Source organism: Rheinheimera salexigens (assembly GCF_001752395.1).
Taxonomy (GTDB): domain Bacteria; phylum Pseudomonadota; class Gammaproteobacteria; order Enterobacterales; family Alteromonadaceae; genus Alishewanella; species Alishewanella salexigens.
Genome location: NZ_MKEK01000001.1, coordinates 1,131,003 through 1,151,123 on the forward strand (window position 1 = coordinate 1,131,003; position 20,121 = coordinate 1,151,123).

18 protein-coding genes are annotated in these 20,121 nt (G+C 42.7%); 10 read left to right on the forward strand and 8 right to left on the reverse strand.

Annotated features, from left to right (window positions below; genetic code table 11):
• Positions 1-38 precede the first annotated feature (38 nt).
• Positions 39-566 carry an inorganic diphosphatase gene (ppa, locus tag BI198_RS05225; RefSeq protein ID WP_070048604.1) on the reverse strand — a complete coding sequence of 176 codons (528 nt, stop codon included), beginning with the start codon at positions 564-566 and terminating at the stop codon, positions 39-41.
• Positions 567-625: 59 nt separating this feature from the next.
• Positions 626-1,597, reverse strand: coding sequence for a class 1 fructose-bisphosphatase (locus BI198_RS05230; protein WP_070048605.1), 972 nt, complete (start codon positions 1,595-1,597; stop codon positions 626-628).
• Between the two features lie 142 nt (positions 1,598-1,739).
• Between BI198_RS05230 and mpl the strand changes: the two genes are divergently transcribed.
• From mpl to BI198_RS05265, 7 genes are all read left to right on the forward strand, one after another.
• Entirely contained in the window at positions 1,740-3,113 is a 1,374-nt protein-coding gene (gene mpl / locus BI198_RS05235) for a UDP-N-acetylmuramate:L-alanyl-gamma-D-glutamyl-meso-diaminopimelate ligase (protein WP_070048606.1), read from the forward strand.
• Complete coding sequence (locus BI198_RS05240) at positions 3,110-3,769, forward strand: flavin prenyltransferase UbiX (protein WP_070048607.1); 660 nt, start codon at positions 3,110-3,112, stop codon at positions 3,767-3,769. The genes mpl and BI198_RS05240 overlap by 4 nt, the downstream gene beginning before the upstream one ends.
• Before the next feature lie 10 nt (positions 3,770-3,779).
• Positions 3,780-4,706 carry an ABC transporter ATP-binding protein gene (locus BI198_RS05245; protein WP_070048608.1) on the forward strand — a complete coding sequence of 309 codons (927 nt, stop codon included), beginning with the start codon at positions 3,780-3,782 and terminating at the stop codon, positions 4,704-4,706.
• The gene (locus tag BI198_RS05250) at positions 4,703-5,476 is read left to right on the forward strand and encodes an ABC transporter permease (protein ID WP_070048609.1); all 774 of its coding nucleotides are present in this window, start codon (positions 4,703-4,705) and stop codon (positions 5,474-5,476) included. The genes BI198_RS05245 and BI198_RS05250 overlap by 4 nt, the downstream gene beginning before the upstream one ends.
• Before the next feature lie 253 nt (positions 5,477-5,729).
• The gene (gene panP / locus BI198_RS05255; RefSeq protein WP_070048610.1) at positions 5,730-7,376 is read left to right on the forward strand and encodes a pyridoxal-dependent aspartate 1-decarboxylase PanP; all 1,647 of its coding nucleotides are present in this window, start codon (positions 5,730-5,732) and stop codon (positions 7,374-7,376) included.
• A gap of 134 nt (positions 7,377-7,510) precedes the next feature.
• Positions 7,511-8,152 (forward strand): DUF2959 domain-containing protein, encoded by a 642-nt coding sequence (locus BI198_RS05260; RefSeq protein ID WP_070048611.1) that lies wholly within the window; start codon positions 7,511-7,513, stop codon positions 8,150-8,152.
• Between the two features lie 70 nt (positions 8,153-8,222).
• A complete protein-coding gene (locus BI198_RS05265) occupies positions 8,223-8,441 on the forward strand; it encodes a hypothetical protein (RefSeq protein ID WP_070048612.1) in 219 nt (72 codons plus the stop codon).
• Between the two features lie 117 nt (positions 8,442-8,558).
• Here the strand turns inward: BI198_RS05265 and panC are convergent, their stop codons facing one another.
• From panC to dksA, 6 genes are all read right to left on the reverse strand, one after another.
• A complete protein-coding gene (gene panC / locus BI198_RS05270) occupies positions 8,559-9,401 on the reverse strand; it encodes a pantoate--beta-alanine ligase (protein ID WP_070048613.1) in 843 nt (280 codons plus the stop codon).
• A 2-nt stretch (positions 9,402-9,403) separates the two neighbouring features.
• Entirely contained in the window at positions 9,404-10,198 is a 795-nt protein-coding gene (gene panB, locus BI198_RS05275) for a 3-methyl-2-oxobutanoate hydroxymethyltransferase (protein ID WP_070048614.1), read from the reverse strand.
• 75 nt (positions 10,199-10,273) lie between these two features.
• Positions 10,274-10,768 carry a 2-amino-4-hydroxy-6-hydroxymethyldihydropteridine diphosphokinase gene (gene folK / locus BI198_RS05280; protein WP_070048615.1) on the reverse strand — a complete coding sequence of 165 codons (495 nt, stop codon included), beginning with the start codon at positions 10,766-10,768 and terminating at the stop codon, positions 10,274-10,276.
• Between the two features lie 2 nt (positions 10,769-10,770).
• The gene (gene pcnB, locus BI198_RS05285) at positions 10,771-12,150 is read right to left on the reverse strand and encodes a polynucleotide adenylyltransferase PcnB (RefSeq protein WP_141728846.1); all 1,380 of its coding nucleotides are present in this window, start codon (positions 12,148-12,150) and stop codon (positions 10,771-10,773) included.
• Positions 12,151-12,346: 196 nt separating this feature from the next.
• Entirely contained in the window at positions 12,347-13,234 is an 888-nt protein-coding gene (gluQRS, locus tag BI198_RS05290) for a tRNA glutamyl-Q(34) synthetase GluQRS (protein ID WP_070048617.1), read from the reverse strand.
• A gap of 2 nt (positions 13,235-13,236) precedes the next feature.
• On the reverse strand, positions 13,237-13,686 hold the full coding sequence (gene dksA, locus BI198_RS05295; protein ID WP_070048618.1) for an RNA polymerase-binding protein DksA: 450 nt from the start codon (positions 13,684-13,686) through the stop codon (positions 13,237-13,239).
• Positions 13,687-13,953: 267 nt separating this feature from the next.
• Here dksA and pepB point away from each other — a divergent pair, with 267 nt between their 5' ends.
• The 3 genes from pepB (at position 13,954) to mrcB (ending at position 20,086) form a co-directional block, all read left to right on the forward strand.
• Positions 13,954-15,246 (forward strand): aminopeptidase PepB, encoded by a 1,293-nt coding sequence (gene pepB, locus BI198_RS05300; RefSeq protein WP_070050678.1) that lies wholly within the window; start codon positions 13,954-13,956, stop codon positions 15,244-15,246.
• Between the two features lie 62 nt (positions 15,247-15,308).
• Positions 15,309-17,801 (forward strand): ATP-dependent helicase HrpB, encoded by a 2,493-nt coding sequence (gene hrpB / locus BI198_RS05305; RefSeq protein ID WP_070048619.1) that lies wholly within the window; start codon positions 15,309-15,311, stop codon positions 17,799-17,801.
• The gene (mrcB, locus tag BI198_RS05310; protein ID WP_070048620.1) at positions 17,798-20,086 is read left to right on the forward strand and encodes a penicillin-binding protein 1B; all 2,289 of its coding nucleotides are present in this window, start codon (positions 17,798-17,800) and stop codon (positions 20,084-20,086) included. Before hrpB ends, mrcB begins: the two co-directional genes overlap by 4 nt.
• Positions 20,087-20,121 lie beyond the last annotated feature (35 nt).

The window sequence follows — 20,121 nt, forward strand, 5'->3', positions numbered from 1 at the left end:
TTAGCTGGTTTTTTGATTCTGCTTAATAATAACAAAGGTTATTTTTTCGCCCGTTCAAACGAAGTTAAAATCTCAGCTTTAGCGGCAGCAATATCGCCCCAGCCATTAATTTTAACCCATTTACCGGCTTCTAAATCTTTATAGTGCTCGAAAAAATGTTGAATTTGCTGTTTTAATAATTCTGGCACATCATTGATATCTTTAATATCGTCATACAGTTTAGTCAGTTTACTTACTGGTACCGCTATTACTTTAGCATCTTCACCGGCTTCGTCTGACATGTGTAACACGCCTACAGGGCGACATTTAATCACTGCACCTGGCACTAATGGGTATGGCGTTGGCACTAAAACATCTACTGGATCGCCATCTAGTGACAAAGTGTGATTTACATAGCCATAATTGCACGGGTAAAACATCGGTGTTGACATAAAACGGTCAACTAAAATAGCGCCAGTGTCTTTATCTACTTCATATTTTACCGGATCAGCATTTGCTGGGATCTCAATAATAACATTAATTTCTTCCGGTAAGTTATTACCAGCCGTGATATCGCTTAAGCTCATCAGCTTTTCCTTAGGTTCATAAAAATTGCCGCTTATTATAGCGGGCGCGACAAAAATCGCTACGATTGATGGTAATTAATACACGTTTCTACTTCGTGTTTTGAGCCTAAGATAACGGCAACACGTTGATGAATATTTTCCGGTTGAATTTCCATAATGCGCTGATAGCCAGTTGAACTGACGCCACCGGCTTGTTCAACTAAGAAACTCATCGGGTTTGCTTCATACATTAATCTTAATTTATCCGGTTTATTAGCATCTTTAGTATCAGTGGGGTACATAAAAATACCACCACGGCATAGTACGCGATGCACATCACCGACCATGGCGGCTATCCAGCGCATATTAAAGTTTTTACCTCGCTTACCCGTTTTACCTTGCAGCAAATCATCGATATATTGCTGCATAGGGGCTTGCCAATAGCGTTGATTAGACATGTTTATAGCAAATTCAGCGGTATATTTTGGAATGCTGGCTAGCTCTTCAGTTAATAAGAAACCACCATAGGTTTTATCTAAGGTATATATTCTAGTGCCTTTGCCGGTGGTCAGCGCTAACATAGTCGATGGGCCATACAGCACATAACCCGCCGCAATTTGGGCGGTGCCGGGTTGTAAAAATTGACTTGGATCATCAGCTGCTAAATGGGCTTGTGCTGGTAAAATTGAAAATATGGTACCGATTAAACTATTAATATCAGTATTTGATGAGCCATCTAATGGATCAAAGGTCACTAAATACTGACCTTGTGGATTGCCGGCTACGGTGTCGTCTTCTTCTTCAGAACTAATTGCCTTGACTAGACCGGTTTCTAAAATGACTTCTTTTAATAGCTCATTAGCAATAATATCCAGTTTTTTCTGGGTTTCACCTTGAATATTCTCACCTAAGGTAGAACCTAATACACCAGCTAACTCGCCTTGGCTGACCCGAAATGATATTTCACGACAGGCTGCCAATATAGTTTTTATCAGCGAAATTAAGTTACTATCAACATTGTCCTGTTGAAGTACGGGGGAAATACGGCGCATTTTTGCTTCCTTTTCTCGGCTGTTAGTCAGGGTAAAATAATAGAGCTAGACTATTTTAATGAATTTACCGCTAAATTGCAGGTGTCATTACGACTTTGTGCGTAATTGCTGTAAAAGAGGCAAATTAAGCACAGGAAAAGCTATGCATATTCATATTCTTGGCATCTGTGGCACCTTTATGGGTGGCATTGCGGCTATTGCAAAATCTCTGGGACATACAGTTACCGGTTCCGATGCGAATGTTTATCCACCAATGAGCACTCAATTGGCCGAATTAGGCATCAGTTTAACCCAAGGCTATGATCCCGTTCAGTTAGAACCAGCACCAGACTTAGTGATTATAGGCAATGCTTTATCACGCGGAAATCCTGCCGTTGAATATGTATTAAACTCGCATTTACGCTACACATCAGGACCGCAATGGTTAGCCGAACAGGTATTGCAAGACCGCTGGGTATTAGCGGTATCTGGCACCCACGGCAAAACCACAACCAGTACTATGTTAGCTTGGATTTTAGACTATGCCGGTTTAAAACCAGGTTTTTTAATCGGTGGTATACCGCAGAATTTTGATTGCTCAGCACGCTTAGGTGAGTCGCCGTTTTTTGTTATTGAAGCCGATGAATACGACACAGCCTTTTTTGATAAACGCTCTAAGTTTGTTCATTATCGACCGCGTACTTTAGTGATTAATAATCTTGAATATGATCATGCTGATATTTTCCCTGATTTAGCGGCCATTCAACGTCAATTTCACCACTTGTTACGTATGGTGCCTAGTAATGGCCTAGTGTTATCACCTGAAGACACGGTAGCGGTTAAACAAACGCTGGATATGGGCTGTTGGAGCGAACGGCAATGTTATGGCACAGATTGGCAGGCAGAGCTTATTAACGCCGATGGTAGTGCCTTTACGGTGTTCTATCAGCAACAGCCTTTAGGTGACTTACACTGGTGTTTAAGCGGGCAGCATAATGTTGAAAATGGTATAATGGCGCTGGCCGCGGCACGACATGCTGGCGTGCCGGTGAGCATAGGGTTAGAAGCATTAGCTAAGTTTATTGCGCCTAAAAGACGGATGGAATTAAAAGCTCAGATTAATAATATTCGGGTCTATGATGATTTTGCTCATCATCCCACAGCCATTAACACCACCTTGCAAGGTATCTGTGCGCAAGTTAATGGCAATAATAAAGCCGGGCGAGTATTAGCGGTTTTAGAACCAAGATCCAATACCATGCGTATGGGGGTTCACCAGGCCGCGTTACCTGCAGCTTTAGCCTTAGCCGATCAGGTTTATTTATACGAACCTGCTAATGCTAATTGGTCGTTAGAAACCTTAACACGGGCTTTAGCCCCTAAGGCCAGTTTGTCGCATGATATTGAGCAACTAGTGCAGATGTTAACTGAACAAGCGCAGCCTGATGATAGTATTGTCATTATGAGTAACGGTGGATTTGGTGGCGTGCACGATAAGCTTATTGCCGCCTTAAAGCAGAAATGGAAAACAGAATGAATCAACAGTTAGCAGTTGCGCCTTTACAGCAAATAACCTTAGCCTTTACTGGCGCGTCAGGTGCGGTTTATGGCTGGCGCTTGTTAGAAATTTTATTAGGCCAAGGCATTAAAGTCCATTTGCTGATATCGAGTGCCGCACGAGTAGTATTTGCTACTGAGCATAATATTAAGCTGGCAGGCTCTGCTGAAAAATGTACGGCACAATTAATTGAAACTTTTGGCTGTGATGCCAATTTAATTACCGTTTACGGTAAAGATGATTGGTTTTCTCCAGTAGCCTCGGGCTCTGCTGCACCGCGTATTATGGTGGTGTGCCCTTGTTCAACCGGTACGGTTGCGGCTATTGCCCATGGCATGAGTGATAACTTAATTGAACGCGCTGCCGATGTGGTTATTAAAGAGGGCGGCAAACTTATTTTGGTGCCACGTGAAAGCCCACTAAGCGCCATTCATTTAGAAAATTTGCTTAAACTAGCCCGTAACGGGGTGACGATTATGCCCGCTGCGCCAGGCTTTTATCATCAGCCCAGCCAAATTAGCGATTTAGTCGATTTTATGGTGGCTAGAATTTTAGACCATTTGCAATTGCCTCATCAGTTACTAGCGCGTTGGGGCTACAGTGGCAACATCGATAATGGTAACAGCAATAAATAGGAGAACAGTGTTGAACTTAGCGTTAGATATTCAGCAACTTCATAAAGTGTACAAAAGCGGCACTGTGGCGCTTAAAGGTATTGATTTACAGGTGCAGCAAGGTGAGTTTTTTGCCTTGTTAGGGCCAAATGGCGCCGGTAAAAGTACCTGTATTGGTATTATTAGCTCGTTAGTGAATAAATCCCAAGGTAGCGTAAAAGTATTTGGCCATGATCTTGATAACGCGTTAGAGCAAGCCAAACAGCAAATCGGCTTAGTACCGCAAGAGTTTAATTTTAATCAGTTTGAAACCGTACTACAGGTGGTGGTTAATCAAGCCGGTTATTATGGTGTACCCCGTAAAGTTGCCCTACAGCGCGCCGAGAAATATCTAGGCCAATTAGGCTTATGGGATAAACGATTTGCCCGTTCGCGTGAGCTTTCGGGTGGCATGAAACGACGGCTAATGATTGCCAGAGCGTTAATGCATGAACCTAAGCTGTTGATCTTAGATGAACCTACAGCGGGTGTTGATATTGAGCTACGTCGTTCGATGTGGGACTTTTTACGCCTTATTAATAAGCAAGGCGTGACTATTATTCTTACGACCCATTATTTAGAAGAAGCCGAAAGCTTATGTCGTAATATCGCTATTATTGATAATGGCCAAATCATTGAAAACACATCAATGAAAAGCTTACTAGCCAAGCTAACTCGTGAAACCTTTATTCTAGATTTAGCCACTAATCCAAACCAGCTGCAGTTAGAGAATGTTAGCTGGCGAGCGATAGATGATCATAGCATTGAAGTCGACATTGAAAAGCAGCAAGGTTTAAATGCTATTTTCGAGCAATTATCCCAGCAACAGATCACTGTGTTATCGATGCGCAATAAGGCAAACCGACTAGAAGAATTGTTTGTTAACTTAGTTGAAACGGGTCGAGGAGCTAAGGCATGATCAAAACCACTTATTGGGTCGCGTTAAAAAGTATTTTAACTAAAGAAACCAATCGTTTTTTACGAATATGGGTGCAAACCCTAGTGCCGCCGGCGATTACTATGGCGCTGTACTTTGTTATTTTTGGTAATTTAATAGGCTCGCGTATCGGCGATATGGGCGGCTTTAGCTATATGGCGTTTATAGTACCGGGATTAATTATGATGTCGGTCATAACCAGCTCTTATTCTAATGTCGCCTCGTCTTTTTTTAGTGCTAAATTTCAACGTAATGTCGAAGAGTTATTAGTGGCACCGGTACCAAATTATATTATTATATTGGGCTACGTTGGCGGCGGTATGGCGCGTGGCATGCTGGTTGGCTTAATTGTGACGCTACTGTCGTTATTTTTTGTATCGATTCAAATCCATAATATTGCCGTGATCATTATTACCGTAATGCTAACCTCTATGTTATTTGCACTGGGCGGTTTAATTAATGCTATTTATGCTAAAAGCTTCGATGATATCAGTATCATTCCTACCTTTGTGTTAACGCCATTAACGTATTTAGGTGGCGTATTCTACTCATTAAGTTTATTACCGGAATTTTGGCAAAAAGTGGCGATATTAAATCCAGTCGTATATATGGTTAATGCGTTCCGCTACGGTTTTTTGGGTATTTCTGATGTCAGTTTATCGGTAGCACTAACCGTTGTGTTTAGTTTTATTGTGCTGATGTTTAGCTTTGCATTATATTTAATTAATCGCGGCATAGGTCTGCGCAGCTAAGCTAACATTTTATTTTGCAAAGTAATGGCTTCATCATTGCTAATTAAAAGCTAAAAAATAGCTTGGTAATTGCTCAGTTGTAACTTAATGATAGCTACGTTATAACTGAGCATTAAATGAGTAGCAGCGCCGTTTTACACAGAACTTTTTACAAAGTTTTTTGCAGACTTTTTTTTGCAGTTGCAGTAAAGTGAGCGACTTTCTTAACCGGCTCGGCAATATTAACGCCAGTATGTAGCGTGGTACTACAAGTATGACAGAACCAATACAACGGCAGGCAACTGCGTCTGAAGAATCGCTGATACGCATCTTCACCATACCAGAAGCACCCGATTCAACGTTAAGTATTATTGAGCAAAATTTGTCGCAAAACCTAGCTGGCTTTTTACGCAACAGTATTGTCGCGTTAGAAAAGCCGTTATGGCAAATTGAGCGTGATTTTCAAGCCCATCAAATACCCGAAATGCCGGAGTTTGTATCCGACTACGCTGAGCAGTTGATGCAAAAGCTAGTGGCTCATTCAGTGCACACGGCATCGCCCAGCTTTATTGGTCATATGACATCGGCTTTACCATATTTTGTATTGCCGCTATCAAAAATGATGGTGGGCTTAAATCAAAACTTGGTAAAAATTGAAACATCTAAAGCCTTTACGCCGATGGAACGTCAAGTATTAGGTATGATGCACCATTTGGTGTATGGCGAAGCCGATGGCTTTTATAAAAAGTGGATGCACAGTGCTAATCACTCCCTAGGTGCATTTTGCTCTGGTGGTACCGTCGCTAATATTACTGCTTTATGGATAGCTCGGAATCGCTTGCTAAAAGCTGATGGTGAGTTTCGTGGTATCGCCCGCGAAGGCTTGTTTCGAGCTATGCAGCATTATAATTATCAAGGCTTAGCTATTTTAGTCTCAGAGCGCGGTCATTACTCATTGGGTAAAGCGGCAGATATTTTAGGTATTGGTCGTGATGCCTTAATTGCAATTAAAACTGATGCTAATAATAAAATTGATGTCACCGAATTAGCCAATACTATGGCTGAGCTGACGGCACGTAATATACGCGTAATGGCAGTAGTAGGCGTAGCAGGCACGACCGAAACCGGTAATGTAGACCCTTTGCATCAATTAGCTGATTTAGCCGAACAATATCAATGTCATTTCCATGTCGATGCGGCGTGGGGGGGCGCAACCTTATTTTCTGAGCGTTATCGCCATTTATTAGCCGGTATTGAACGTGCAGACTCGGTTACTATAGATGCCCACAAACAGATGTATGTGCCTATGGGCGCCGGCATGGTGGTCTTTAAGCATCCATCGGATGCCCATGCGATAGCGCATCATGCTGAATATATTTTGCGCAAAGGCTCTAAAGATTTAGGCAGCCAAACCTTAGAAGGTTCTCGGCCGGGTATGGCGATGCTGGTCCATGCATGCTTACAAATTATTGGCAGTGCCGGTTATCAGATTTTAATTGATCGCAGCCTAGAAAAAGCCCGTTATTTTGCCAAGTTAATTATGGACAATAGTGACTTTGAACTGATTACCGAACCCGAGCTGTGCATACTGACATACCGTTACGTGCCAGCGTCAGTGCAAAAAGCCATGGCTAAAGCAAATCCTGCGCAGCTACAGCGTTTTAATGAATTGCTAAATGGCATGACAAAATTTATCCAGAAACGGCAGCGCGAAGAGGGTAAATCTTTTGTTTCTCGTACCCGCTTAACCCCAGCCAAATATCAGCGCCAAGAAACCATCGTCTTTCGCGTAGTATTAGCTAACCCTTTAACAACAGAACAAATATTGCACGATGTATTACTCGAGCAGGATCATATTGCTCAGCTTGATAAAGAGTTTTATCCTAAACTGCTACAGTTAGCAAAGAAACTGGCCGCTTAGCGGCCAGTTTTAATCTCACTGATTATTCGCTTTAAGCTAATGGATAGCAGCGCTGCAACAAAGTGATTAAGGTTTGTCCTATGCTAAATTTGCAGCTATTATCTGATGATATGCTATAGCAAAGGATTGATTTTATGCGTTATCTTCTATTGATATTACCCTTATGTATTAGCCTGCTTGGCTGTCAAAGTGCTTACTATTCGGCAATGGAAAAAGTAGGTGTGCACAAACGCGATATTTTGGCTGATAGAGTGGAAGAGGCTCAGGAATCGCAGCAAGATGCTCAACAGCAGTTTAAATCTGCGCTAGAACAATTTAGCAGCTTAATTAAGTTTGATGGCGGTGATTTACAACGGGTGTATCAAGCAACTGATAAAGAATATCAGGCCTGTAATGCTGCGGCAGAAGAAGTGACTAAACGCATCGACAGTATAGAAGCCGTTGCTGATGATTTATTTGCTGAGTGGCAGGATGAACTTGATTTATATAACAACAAAAAGTTAAAGCAAGATAGCGCTAATAAGCTAACCGATACTAAACGTCAGTATAATAGCTTGTTAAAATCTATGCGTATTGCTGAAAAAAGTATGCAGCCAGTTTTATCTTCACTAAGAGATAATACCTTGTATTTAAAACATAATTTAAATGCTAAGGCCATAGGTGCGTTGCAAGGTGAGTTTAATTCAGTGCAAAGAGATATTAACCAGCTGATTGATAATATGAATACAGCTATTGCCGAGTCTGAACAGTTTGTAAGAGCCTTAAAACAAAAATAATCTAAGTCGCGTAGTTGCTGTGCTGATATTGACGGTGCTGTATTAAAATTAAACAGAGGAGATATAGCTTATGGCTGGTCAAGGTTCTGGCGGGAATGTTATTGCCGCTTTATGTAACATATTTATTCCGGGCTTAGGTCAGTTAGTACAGGGGCGTATTTTCGCCGCTATTATTTTTTTTCTAATTTGTGCTGCCGGTTATGCGTTATGGTTTTTAGTCATTCCCGCCATTATTGCCGCTATTGTCCATTTATGGTCTATTATTGATGCGGCTAAATTTAGGGCTTAAGTACTTCCGACAATGCTAATGGACTAAGCTTGTAGCTTAAGTTGGCACGCTGAGGCTAGACACTATAATAGTTTAAGCATAGCCACAGCGATTTCCAGCTATAGGTTTGTTACAAGTTTATACTTCGATGTTATCGATTAGTCGGGTGCTACCGACAAAGATAGCGGCTAAAATCACTTTCTTATCTGTTTCGGCAGTAGCTAAAGCAAGTGAACTCGTTTGACTAATATTGATATAATCAGCGGTTAATCCTAGCTCACTTAATTGCTGTTTAGCTGCTTGCTCTAATGCGCGGTAATTATGATCACCAGCAACGATTTTTTGCTTTAATTGCTGCAACACTTGATATAACTGAGGCGCTTGTGCGCGCTGCTCTGGGGTTAAATAGTTATTACGTGAACTCAGAGCTAAACCATCTTCTGCACGCTCTGTACTCACGCCTACAACCTGAATAGGCATTGATAAATCAGCCACCATTTGGCGAATAATAGCCAATTGCTGATAATCTTTTTCGCCAAAACAGGCAATATCAGGCTGGACTAAATTAAATAGCTTACAGACAATAGTAGAAACACCGCGAAAATGGCCTGGTCGACTCTCACCGCAATGTAAGTCACCTAAAAATGGCACGTCAACAAAGGTTTGTTTATCTAAACCTTGTGGGTACATCATTTCAGGTGTCGGGGTAAATACCGCATCGGCTTGGTGGACAGATAAGCCAGCGCAATCTTGCTCCAAACTGCGTGGGTAATTAGCCAGATCTTCATTTTTACCAAATTGCATTGGGTTAACAAAGATACTGACAATAACCCGGTCGGCCTGCTGTTTGGCAACATCGACTAAGCGTAAGTGGCCTTGATGAAGATTACCCATCGTTGGTACGAATGCGATGCGCTCGCCATTGCGTCGCCAAATAGCGATTTGCTCACGCAGTTGCGCGATTGAAGTTAATAATTTCATAATTAGTTAAAACTGTGCTCGGCTGCTGGAAAAATACCACTTTTTACTTCGCTAACAAAGGTACTGATGGCACTGCGGATCTCACCAGTTTGCTGTAAATAGTTTTTAGAAAACTTAGGTATATAACCACTGCTAATGCCCATAATATCGTGCATAACCAACACTTGACCATCAGTAACATTGCCGGCACCAATACCAATAACCGGAATTGTTAATGCATCGGTAATACGTTTTGCTAAAGCTGTCGGGATACATTCTAATACGAGTAGCTGGATACCCGCAGCTTGTAATGCTTGGGCTTGGGTTAATATAGAGTCGGCTTGCTCGTTACTTTTGCCTTGCACTTTAAAACCACCAAAAACATGTACTGATTGCGGGGTTAACCCTAAGTGGCCACACACAGGTACGCCACGTTCAGTTAAAGCTTTTATGGTGGGCAACAAAAATTCACCACCTTCCAGCTTAACCATATTGGCACCGGCTTGCATCAGCGGCATCACATTTTGTAATGTTTGCTCTAAAGTACCGTAGCTCATAAAAGGCATATCTGCGATAACAAACGCATCTGCGGCGCCGGCTCTAACTGAGCGTGTATGGTAAGCAATATCATTAATGGTTACTGGCAACGTATCGCTGTGGCCTTGTAATACCATACCTAAAGAATCACCGACTAATAATATTTCTACGCCTTGTTCGGCAAATAATTTAGCAAAGCTAGCATCATAGGCAGTAAGCATGGTAATTTTTTCAGCTTGCTGCTTCATTTTCTGTAACACGGCGGTGTTAATTTTGGCCATTATATTCTCGTCTTACTTGTCACGCAGGTTGCGCAAGATCGCACAAACCCTAGTTGGCTGCAACTATGGCATAAATTAGCTGTAATAGTTGCTTAGTTCATGCAAGCCATTTTTAGGGACTTGCGTTAGTAAATGCTGTAATACAGTTCCATCGGGTAGTATCAGCTCTGGGGCTATTTCTGCCAATGGATATAAGACAAACTCGCGTTGGCTTAAGCCATAATGCGGTACTGTTAAACGCTCGGTACTAATTATCTGCTGACCATATAGTAAGATATCTAAATCTAAGGTTCTGGGTCCCCAGCGGTTAGCCTTACGTTGCCTGCCTTGCTGCTGCTCTATTTGCTGCAGGTGATCTAATAATGCCTCAGCGGCTAATTCAGTATCAATAGCTACCACAGCATTAACATAATCGGGTTGGTCTTGGGGGCCCATAGGCTTAGAGCCATAAAATGCTGAAGCGTCAACGAGCTTAGTGTTAGGCAGCGCTTGTATTGCCGACAGTGCTTGCTGTAATTGAACGATAGGTTGGGCTAAATTAGCCCCTAAGCCAATAAAACAACGAGTCATACTTATTTATCTACCGGGCGCTTACGCTTATAGTTACGACGCCGCGTCGGCTTTTTATCATTACCAGCTTTATCCAACTGCTGAATAAGTATTAATTTGTCTGCGTCATTGGCAAATTGAAACCGCTCCCACCATAGTGCAAGCTCGGTGAGATCACCAGCTTCTGCTTCAGCGCGTAATTGCAAAAAGTCAAAACCACCGCGAAACTTAGGTTGTTCGAGCAACTTAAACGCACGACGTCCACCGCGTTTTTCTAAGCGATGTTGTAAAATCCAAATATCGCGCATAGTTAAACTAAAGCGTTTTGGAATAGCGATAGTGCGCTGCACCTCAGCTAAAATGTCGGTCATAGCAATATTTAGGGCATCGAGTTCATTTAAACCGCTATCAACCATTAAGGTTTGACTGCGAATTTCAACCGGATACCATAACAAGGCAGCAAAAATAAAGGCCGGTGTTACCGGTTTATTGGCCGCAATACGGGCATCAGTGCTTTGTAATGCTTTGGTGGCTAATAAAAAGGCTTTGCCTTCAGGTTCTTGATTCAACGCTTTATCTAATAGTGGCAACAGCTGTCTTAAGACCCGCAACTCACGCATAAGCATAAAGTTATCGAAGGCTTTACCAGCGAGAAACATTTTAACTAATTCATCAAATAAACGCGGAGCAGGGACTTCTTTAAGCATTACCGCAAGTTGTGGAATAGGCGCAGCGGTGGCTGGCGCAATTTGCATGTTTAATTTAGTCGCAAAACGAATGGCACGTAAAATTCGCACTGGATCTTCACGAAAGCGAGTTTCGGGGTCGCCAATTAATTCTATTTTGCGCTGATTAATCGCTTCTAACCCGTTGGCGAAGTCATATACGGCAAAATCATGCACTGAGTAATACAAGGCATTAATGGTAAAATCTCGGCGTTCAGCGTCTTCTTCAATGGTACCGTAGACGTTATCCCGTAAGATTTGGCCTTTATCACTTAAACTAGCTGTTTTGTTTTTAGCGGCTATTTCCTCTTCATCATCAGCACCACTGTGATGGCCCCGAAAAGTGGCAACTTCGATAATTTCTCGGCCAAACATAATATGGGCTAATCTAAACCGTCGACCAATTAGCCGACAATTACGAAACACTTGTTTTACTTGTTCAGGATGGGCGCTAGTGACGACATCAAAATCTTTTGGTTGCTGGCCTAGTAATAAATCTCTTATACAGCCGCCAACTAAATAGGCGTCATAGCCGGCATCTTTTAACCGGTATAATACTTTTAACGCATTAGGGCTTATTTGTTTTCGAGATATAGAATGTTGATCACGCGTTAAGCGTTTTACATCAGGTAAAGCACTAGCACCGGCTGCTTTACGCACGGCTGCAGGTTGCGCCATGTGGTCGGCTGTTGCTTTCACTTTAGGCTTATTAGTTTGTACAGTGGTTTGCTTACCGGTTAATGTACGGCGGCAAAAATCTAACACGCGCGAAATAATGATAATTCTCCTGAAAAGTAATCTAAGCTAGCGGCGATAAAGTTAACTGACCAATAATACCGCAGCTTGCAGCAAAAAAGAATGAAACTGAACGTTATCAGGTAAATTCTGTCTGTAAAATCTCATATTGCCGACTAATATTGGCTAATTGCCAATGTTGGATGGCCCAGCTTAACAATTCTGTAACCGGTGCTGAGTTTAACTCCGCGGGTACAGTGTGGCCTAAAAAATGTAAAACCTTGATTAAGGTGTACGAAGTCGGCCAGCGTGCAATATTACAGGCATGATTTTGTTTACTTAACTTAACGCCAGGTGCAGTGGCCGCAACAGGAATATGGCCATAATTGGGTACAGGTGCGCGTAACAATTTAAATAAAGCTTGTTGCCGAGGTGTCATTTCAAGCAAGTCGGCACCGCGAATCACTTCTGTCACGCCTTGATCCCAGTCATCAACGACCACGGCGAGTTGATAAGAAAACAAACCATCTCGGCGTTGAATAATATAATCTTCAGCTGCAAGTTCAGTGCTAATGCGCTGCTTAGCAAATACTAAATCATTAAATTCTGGATTAACCTTTGAACGTAACCGCCAAGCTAAACGACCTGAGGCTAAATTACGCTGGGCACAATGGCCATGATAAATACCACCTTGCTCGGCAATCGTTTTACGACTGCAATCACAACCATAAATTAATTGCTGCTGCTTTAACTGCTGAAATACATGCTGGTAACGATCGAGGCGCTGGCTTTGATAAATAATCGGGCCATCCCAGAACAAGCCAAACTGCTCGAGTGTACGCATTATGCTATCTGCTGCGCCCGGCACGGTTCTTGGGCTATCAATATCTTCGATACGAAGTAACCAACGACCTTGCTGACTTTTTGCTTGTAAAAAGCTACTCGTGGCTGCAATTAAAGAGCCAAAGTGAAGAGGGCCGGAAGGCGAAGGTGCAAACCGGCCAGTATAGACAGGAACAATCGGCATCGTTAGCCGCCTAGCTGTTTTTCCTTTATTTCAGCTAAGGTTTTGCAGTCGATACACATGTCCGCCGTTGGGCGGGCTTCTAATCGTTTAATGCCAATTTCAATTCCGCAGGTATCGCAGAAACCAAAATCATCATCTTCGATTTGTTGTAATGTCTTTTCAATTTTCTTTAATAGTTTACGTTCACGATCTCGTGCGCGTAATTCTAGACTAAACTCCTCCTCCTGCGCGGCACGATCCACTGGATCCGGGAAGTTTGCAGCTTCATCGGCCATATGATTTTTCGTGCGATCAACTTCTTCGCGTAATTGCTGACGCCAAGCGTCAAGAATACGCCGAAAATGCTCTAGCTGTTTGGAATTCATATACTCTTCACCAACAGCTGGTTGGTATGGCGCTACGCCTGCTAGGGCTAATAAGCCCAGGGTTTTGGTAGTCTTGCCCTCTGGCATGATCATCTCCTGTATAATGCCAAGCAAAAAATGTGGCGGCTATTGATAGCAGAATATCGCTATAATCGCAATCAGATCTTAAAAGCGCCGCAGTATACATTCGTTCTACCTGTTCGTCATCTTTTATTCACTAATCGTTATTGCGATAGTTGTTGCTATATAAATGCAGCATAAGCTATATCGGCTATACTCGGCAGTTATTTCATTGATATGTTACACTTAACCTCTTTTTTAGAAGCGTTAATAAGACATCAGGATAAAGCACGTATGACAGATATAATTGAAATCAGTCTGCAATTAGATGCAGTTGAAGCGAAATGGGGTAAAGCATTATTTAGTCCAGTTGCTAATGGCTTCCAAATACACTTAACGGCTACAGAGCAGCAAAGAACGGTACAAAAAGTCGCTCGTAGTATTGAAAGTATGGGCTTACGCCAAGTACAACTAGTCGGTTCGGATTGGACATTAGAATTACAATGGGCCTTTTATCAAGGTTTTTGTAGTGCCAAAAAACTGGGTGGTGTGGGCTTTACTGGCGACAGCAACACTAAGCAGCATCTAGAGCAATTAGCGAAATGTTTTAGTTGGGCGAAAAAAATAGTTAATGATACCCCAGAGAATTTAGCGCCAGTAACTTTAGCTCAACAAGCGGTAGACTTTATTCAATCTATTGCCGCAAAAGACACGGTAACAAGCCAAATTTTACAAGGCGAGCAGTTATTAGCCCATGGTTGGCAAGGCCTGCACGCCGTTGGCCGGGGCAGCTCTCGTCCACCAGCTATGTTGATACTTGATTTTAATCCAACCGGAGACAACAACGCTGAGACAGCGGCTGCTTTAGTGGGTAAAGGTATTACGTTTGATAGCGGTGGTTATTCGATTAAAGCCAGTGAAGGTATGGCGACCATGAAGTGTGATATGGGCGGTGCAGCAACAGTCACTGCAGCGTTAGCACTGGCTATTTTACAAGGTTTAAACAAGCGAGTGCGGTTAGTGCTGTGCTGTGCTGAAAACTTAATTAGTGGCAATGCCTATAAGTTAGGTGATGTTATTACCTATAAGAATGGCACTACGGTAGAGATTTTAAATACTGATGCTGAAGGTCGGTTAGTGTTAGCAGATGGCTTAATGTGTGCTACAGAAAGTGGCGCTAAATTAATTATCGATGCGGCTACCTTAACCGGCGCAGCTATTATGGCCTTAGGCAGTGAATATAATGCGTTATTTTCATTAGATCAGCCGTTAGCGCAAAAAGCTTTAGCCCTTGCTGAGCAACAACATGAGTTAACCTGGCAATTGCCGTTACAAAAATGGCATCAGCAACAGTGTCCATCACCATACGCTGATACGGCTAATAGTCGTGCAGCTAAAGGTGGCGGTGCCGGTGGCGCTATTAACGCCGCGGCATTTTTAAGTCGCTTTGTTAATGAAGACGGTAAAGGTTGGTTACATTTTGATTTAGCGGCAGCGTTTAACAGTAGTGCTAATGGCTATTGGGCTGCGGGTGCTACCGGTATGGGTATCCGTACTATCAGCGCAACCTTGCAATCTCAAGACTGATTTAACGAGCAACATAAGGTAAACTGCACAGCTTAAATAGCCCTCAGGTTAAAGGTTAAGCTGTGCTCCCAGTTGCTGCGATTTTTTCTAAATTATGTATTGCATTACAACAACACAATATTGTGTTGTTGTCTGCACCGCCTGGTGCCGGTAAGTCAACCTATCTGCCGCTACAGTTATTACAGCATTCAGATTTTAGCCATAAAAAAATAGTGATGCTTGAGCCACGGCGCTTAGCGGTGAAAACTATTGCGCATTATATTGCCTCGCAGCTTGGTGAGTCAGTGGGCCAAACGGTCGGCTATAAAATTCGTCATGACAGTAAAACCAGTGCCGATACCCGATTACTGATTGTAACCGAGGGTATTTTAACTGGCATGTTGCAACAAGATCCAACATTAGAAAATGTTGATTTATTAATTTTTGATGAATTCCACGAACGCTCATTACATGCTGACTTAGGCTTAGCATTTTGCTTAGAGGTACAGCAATTAAGATCCGATCTTAAGTTACTGCTTATGTCTGCAACTATGGATACTGATAAACTTAGCCAGCAGCTATCCGCAGCAGTGGTACAAAGCGAAGGGCGAAGTTATCCGGTGGTCATCAATTATGTGACGCCAACAAATAGCGCTGTCGCTCTGCAGTCTGCAGCAATTGCCATCAAAGCCTTACAACAGCATCAGGGCAGTATTTTAGTTTTTTTACCTGGCCAAGCCGAAATTAATCAAGCGGCCCAGCACTTATCTCAACATCTAGCTCAGCACTCAGCTGAACAGCAATCACATCAGTCGACCCAGCAAAGTTTAACAACGAATGTTCAGGTACATGCGTTGCTAGGCAGTATGACGCTAGCCCAGCAGCAAGCCGCTATTGCCGCGCCTAGTACTGGGCAGCGAAAAATAGTGTTAGCCACTAATTTAGCTCAAACCAGTTTAACCATTGAAGGCATTACTGTGGTTATTGATAGTGGTTTATATCGACGAGCTCGCTTTGATCCGCGGCAAGGCATTACCATTTTAGAAACTGTGCCCATTAGCCAAGCGGCAGCTATTCAACGTAGTGGTCGAGCAGGGCGGTTAAGTCCAGGTGTGTGTTATCGCATTGATACCGCAGAAAAATGGCAACGCCGAGCCGCATTTGATCCCGCTGAAATAGAAATAGCTGAATTAACCCAGTTACGTTTAGATGTGGCTAGTTGGGGCGCGCAAGTAAGCGACTTAAACTGGTTAACTGCTCCGACAAAAGCAGCCATTACCGTTGCCGAGCAGTTACTGCAACAATTAGGCTTAATGGATAGTAATGGCCGCCAAACTGCACTAGGCGTATCGGCGGGACAATTAGCCACTGATCCTAGATTAGCCGCCATGTTACTGCATGCTAAACAACTTGAGCAGCAAGGGCAGGTAGGAGCCGCTGGTTTAGGCTGTTTGTTAGCCGCCTTATTAGAAGATAGTCGTGTGTTAAGCGGTGATTTGTATCAGCAGCTGACACGGATTAAGTCCACCTTACCTCAGCAGTGGCAGCAAGCTTTAGCTCTAAGTCGGCAGTTAGGGTGTAAAATAACGCCGATGTTACCGTTAGAGTTAGTGCCAATCTTACTATTACGAGCGTTTCCCGACCGGCTGGCTAAACGTCGTGGTCATGGTTATCAATTAGCAAGCGGGATTGGGGCGGCACTTAAAGACAACGATGCATTACAACAACAACCTTGGCTGGTGGTAATACACTTGCAGCTGTATGCCCAGCGTAATATTATTTACCATGCAGTCTCAATAGCGCTAGAGCAAGTTTTAACCGATTGGCATAGCGAGTTAAGCTGGCATACAGTTACTGGCTGGGATGATAGTAAAGGCCGTTTTTATGCTGAACAACAGCTAAACTTTGGCTGCTGCCGGTTAGCAACTAAGCCGCAACCGTTATCTTTAACTGCGGCAGAAAAACAGCAGGCTTGGCTGAATTATATTACTAATAATGGTTTAGACTGCTTAACGTGGTCCGACAGCGCTCAGCAATTAATGGCTCGGCAAAAACTATTATTACAGTTTCAAGCTAAACAAAACTGGCCAGCGGTATCTGAGCAAGCACTTTTGGCTGATTTGCCTCTTTGGTTAGGCCCAGCGTTGAGCAGCATAAATAAACGGCAACAATTAGCTGACATGCCGTTGTATCAGTATTTAATGCAACGCTTAGATTATGGCCAGCAGCAGCAAATGGCTATGTTAGTGCCAACCCATTGGCAAACACCAACGGGTAGTAAAGTGTTAATTAATTATTTGGCCGAAGGTGGCCCACGAATATCAGTACGAGTACAAGAAATGTATGGCCAAACCAGTTCGCCGACACTTTTACAAGGCCAATTAGCTATCACGGTAGAGCTGTTATCACCGGGAAGACAACCGTTACAATTAACTCAAGATTTATCTAGTTTCTGGCAAAATAGCTGGCAAGAGGTGCGCAAAGAAATGCGCGGGCGTTACCCTAAACATTTTTGGCCCGAGCAACCAGCCCAAGCTACGCCAACCACTAAAACTAAAAAGGCCATGTTGCGATGAGTAGTACAGGCAATAAAACGAACAGTAAAACCCCGAGTAAAGCACAGAGTAAAACTAAAGCTAAACCAGCTAAGAACAAACAGTATTTAAAACGTTTTGTGTTATTGATGCTAAAGCTGATGGCTGTGGTGGTATTAGTTTTAGTGTTTTACTTTATTTATTTAGATAGCAAAATTAGTAAGAAGTTTGCTGGCCAAAAATGGCAAGTACCGGCCCAGATTTATGCACGGAGTATGGAATTGTTACCCGGTAAAACCATTACTCAGCAGCAAGTGTTGCAGCAATTAACCGCCTTACAATATCAGCGCAACCCAGAGTTATCTGCGCCTGGCCAATACAGTGTGTCGCGCAATCATATTACCATTTATCGTCGGCCATTTACCTTTACCGATGGCTATGAAGCTGCGCAATTATTTAGTGTAGAGTTTAATCGCAGTGGCATTAATAGGATTATGCAGCGCTTGCAAAAGGAGCCGCTTAATTTTGCTCGTTTAGAGCCACAATTAATTGAACATTTAGTGTCACCGCATCAAGAAGATCGCGAGTTAGTTCGGTTAGAGCAAGTACCAGAGATATTTAAAGACACCTTATTGTTGGTCGAAGATCGTAATTTTTATCATCACCATGGTGTAGCACCTTTAGCTGTTTTACGCGCTCTTTGGGTTAATGTGACCGCTGGGCGGACTGTGCAGGGTGGGTCAACCTTAACCCAACAGTTAGCTAAAAATATGTATTTAACAAACGAACGGACATTATTGCGCAAAATAAATGAGGCGTTAATCGCATTAATTTTAGATTACCGCTTTAATAAAGATCAGATTTTGGAGGCTTACCTTAATGAGGTATTTGTGGGCCAAAACTATGCCACCGCTATTCATGGTGTTGGCTTAGGTAGCCGTTTTTATTTTGCTAAGCCGCTGACCGAATTAACCACCAGTGAATCGGCATTACTCATTGGCATTTTAAAAGGACCGTCCTACTTTGACCCTAGACGCCATCCAGAGCGGGCCTTACAACGTCGAGATTTAGTCTTACGTTTAATGTTTGAGCAGCACTTTTTAAACCGGCAGCAATATGAGCATGCTGTGCAACAACCTCTGGCTGTCGTCGCACGGGCCAAATTGTCTAACGCCAGTTACGCCAGTTATATTGATGCCGTAAAAAAAGAGTTACGCCAATTAGATATTGAGCATCAGTTACGCCAAAGTGGCATTAAAGTATTTACTAATTTAGATATTTTAGCCCAGCAAGATGCTGAACAAGCAGTTACCGCTCAATTACAAAATTATGATCAGGCCCTAGAAGCCGCCGTTGTAGTAACCGAATATCAGCAGGCAGATATTGTCGCGGTAGTGGGCAGTCGTAATCAAATTGAAAGCGGCTTTAACCGTGCTTTGGATGCGCAAAGACAAATTGGCAGTATTATTAAGCCGGTAATATATTTAGAAGCCTTAAGCCAGCGCGGGCGCTATAGCTTGGCCACTCAATTACAAGATACAGCGATAAGATTACGCAGTAATAATCAAGATTGGCAGCCGCAAAACTTTGATAAAAAATTTCGAGGTCCAGTGACTTTACTGGACGCTTTGGCTAACTCGCTAAATGTGCCAACAGTTAGACTGGGTTTACAGTTAGGTTTACCTACTATTAGTGCAGGGTTAGAAAAGCTTGGCTTACAGCGCGATGTAAAACTACACCCAGCGGCTTTGCTTGGTGCTATAGAGCTGAGCCCGCTTGAAGTGAGTCAGTTATATCAGACCATTGCTAATAATGGCATACATCGTAAATTAAGTACCTTGTTTGCCGTGACAGATAATGCAGGTCATATTTTATATCAACGCCAAGATGCATTAACCCGACGTTATGCTGAACAAGAAACCTATTTATTACAGTATGCCTTAATTCAAGCCGCTAAAACGGGCACCGCTAAATCATTAGCTAATGCCTTTCCTCAGGAAATATTAGCAGGTAAAACCGGTACCTCCAGTGACTATCGTGATAGCTGGTTTGTTGGTTTTGATCAAAATAAATTGGTAACTGTTTGGTTAGGTAAAGATGATAATAAAGCCATAGGCTTAACCGGTGGTACTGGGGCTTTGCCGGTATTTAGCCGTTTTTTCCGCCAGCAAGGTGTAAACTCAATTTTACGGCCAGTACCCGAACATATTAGTATACAAGCATTTTCCACAGTTACAGGTTATCCTCAAGCACCAAACTGCGTTAATGTATTGTTGCTACCTGCATTTAGTGACGACAATTTTGCAGCGACAGAGTGTGATAATTAAGAATGTGATAATTAATCATATGCTAATGAATAAAG

Excerpts from the sequence above, each read along its gene's own strand:
- BI198_RS05240 (WP_070048607.1), top strand. The coding sequence starts at position 3,110 with ATGAATCAACAGTTAGCAGTTGCGCCTTTACAGCAAATAACCTTAGCC.
- mrcB (WP_070048620.1), top strand. The coding sequence starts at position 17,798 with ATGAGTAGTACAGGCAATAAAACGAACAGTAAAACCCCGAGTAAAGCA.
- dksA (WP_070048618.1), bottom strand. The coding sequence starts at position 13,686 with ATGCCAGAGGGCAAGACTACCAAAACCCTGGGCTTATTAGCCCTAGCA.
- mpl (WP_070048606.1), top strand. The coding sequence starts at position 1,740 with ATGCATATTCATATTCTTGGCATCTGTGGCACCTTTATGGGTGGCATT.
- panP (WP_070048610.1), top strand. The coding sequence starts at position 5,730 with ATGACAGAACCAATACAACGGCAGGCAACTGCGTCTGAAGAATCGCTG.
- BI198_RS05260 (WP_070048611.1), top strand. The coding sequence starts at position 7,511 with ATGCGTTATCTTCTATTGATATTACCCTTATGTATTAGCCTGCTTGGC.
- BI198_RS05230 (WP_070048605.1), bottom strand. The coding sequence starts at position 1,597 with ATGCGCCGTATTTCCCCCGTACTTCAACAGGACAATGTTGATAGTAAC.
- folK (WP_070048615.1), bottom strand. The coding sequence starts at position 10,768 with ATGACTCGTTGTTTTATTGGCTTAGGGGCTAATTTAGCCCAACCTATC.
- pcnB (WP_141728846.1), bottom strand. The coding sequence starts at position 12,150 with ATGGCGCAACCTGCAGCCGTGCGTAAAGCAGCCGGTGCTAGTGCTTTA.
- BI198_RS05265 (WP_070048612.1), top strand. The coding sequence starts at position 8,223 with ATGGCTGGTCAAGGTTCTGGCGGGAATGTTATTGCCGCTTTATGTAAC.
- BI198_RS05250 (WP_070048609.1), top strand. The coding sequence starts at position 4,703 with ATGATCAAAACCACTTATTGGGTCGCGTTAAAAAGTATTTTAACTAAA.
- panB (WP_070048614.1), bottom strand. The coding sequence starts at position 10,198 with ATGGCCAAAATTAACACCGCCGTGTTACAGAAAATGAAGCAGCAAGCT.
- gluQRS (WP_070048617.1), bottom strand. The coding sequence starts at position 13,234 with ATGCCGATTGTTCCTGTCTATACTGGCCGGTTTGCACCTTCGCCTTCC.
- panC (WP_070048613.1), bottom strand. The coding sequence starts at position 9,401 with ATGAAATTATTAACTTCAATCGCGCAACTGCGTGAGCAAATCGCTATT.
- pepB (WP_070050678.1), top strand. The coding sequence starts at position 13,954 with ATGACAGATATAATTGAAATCAGTCTGCAATTAGATGCAGTTGAAGCG.
- ppa (WP_070048604.1), bottom strand. The coding sequence starts at position 566 with ATGAGCTTAAGCGATATCACGGCTGGTAATAACTTACCGGAAGAAATT.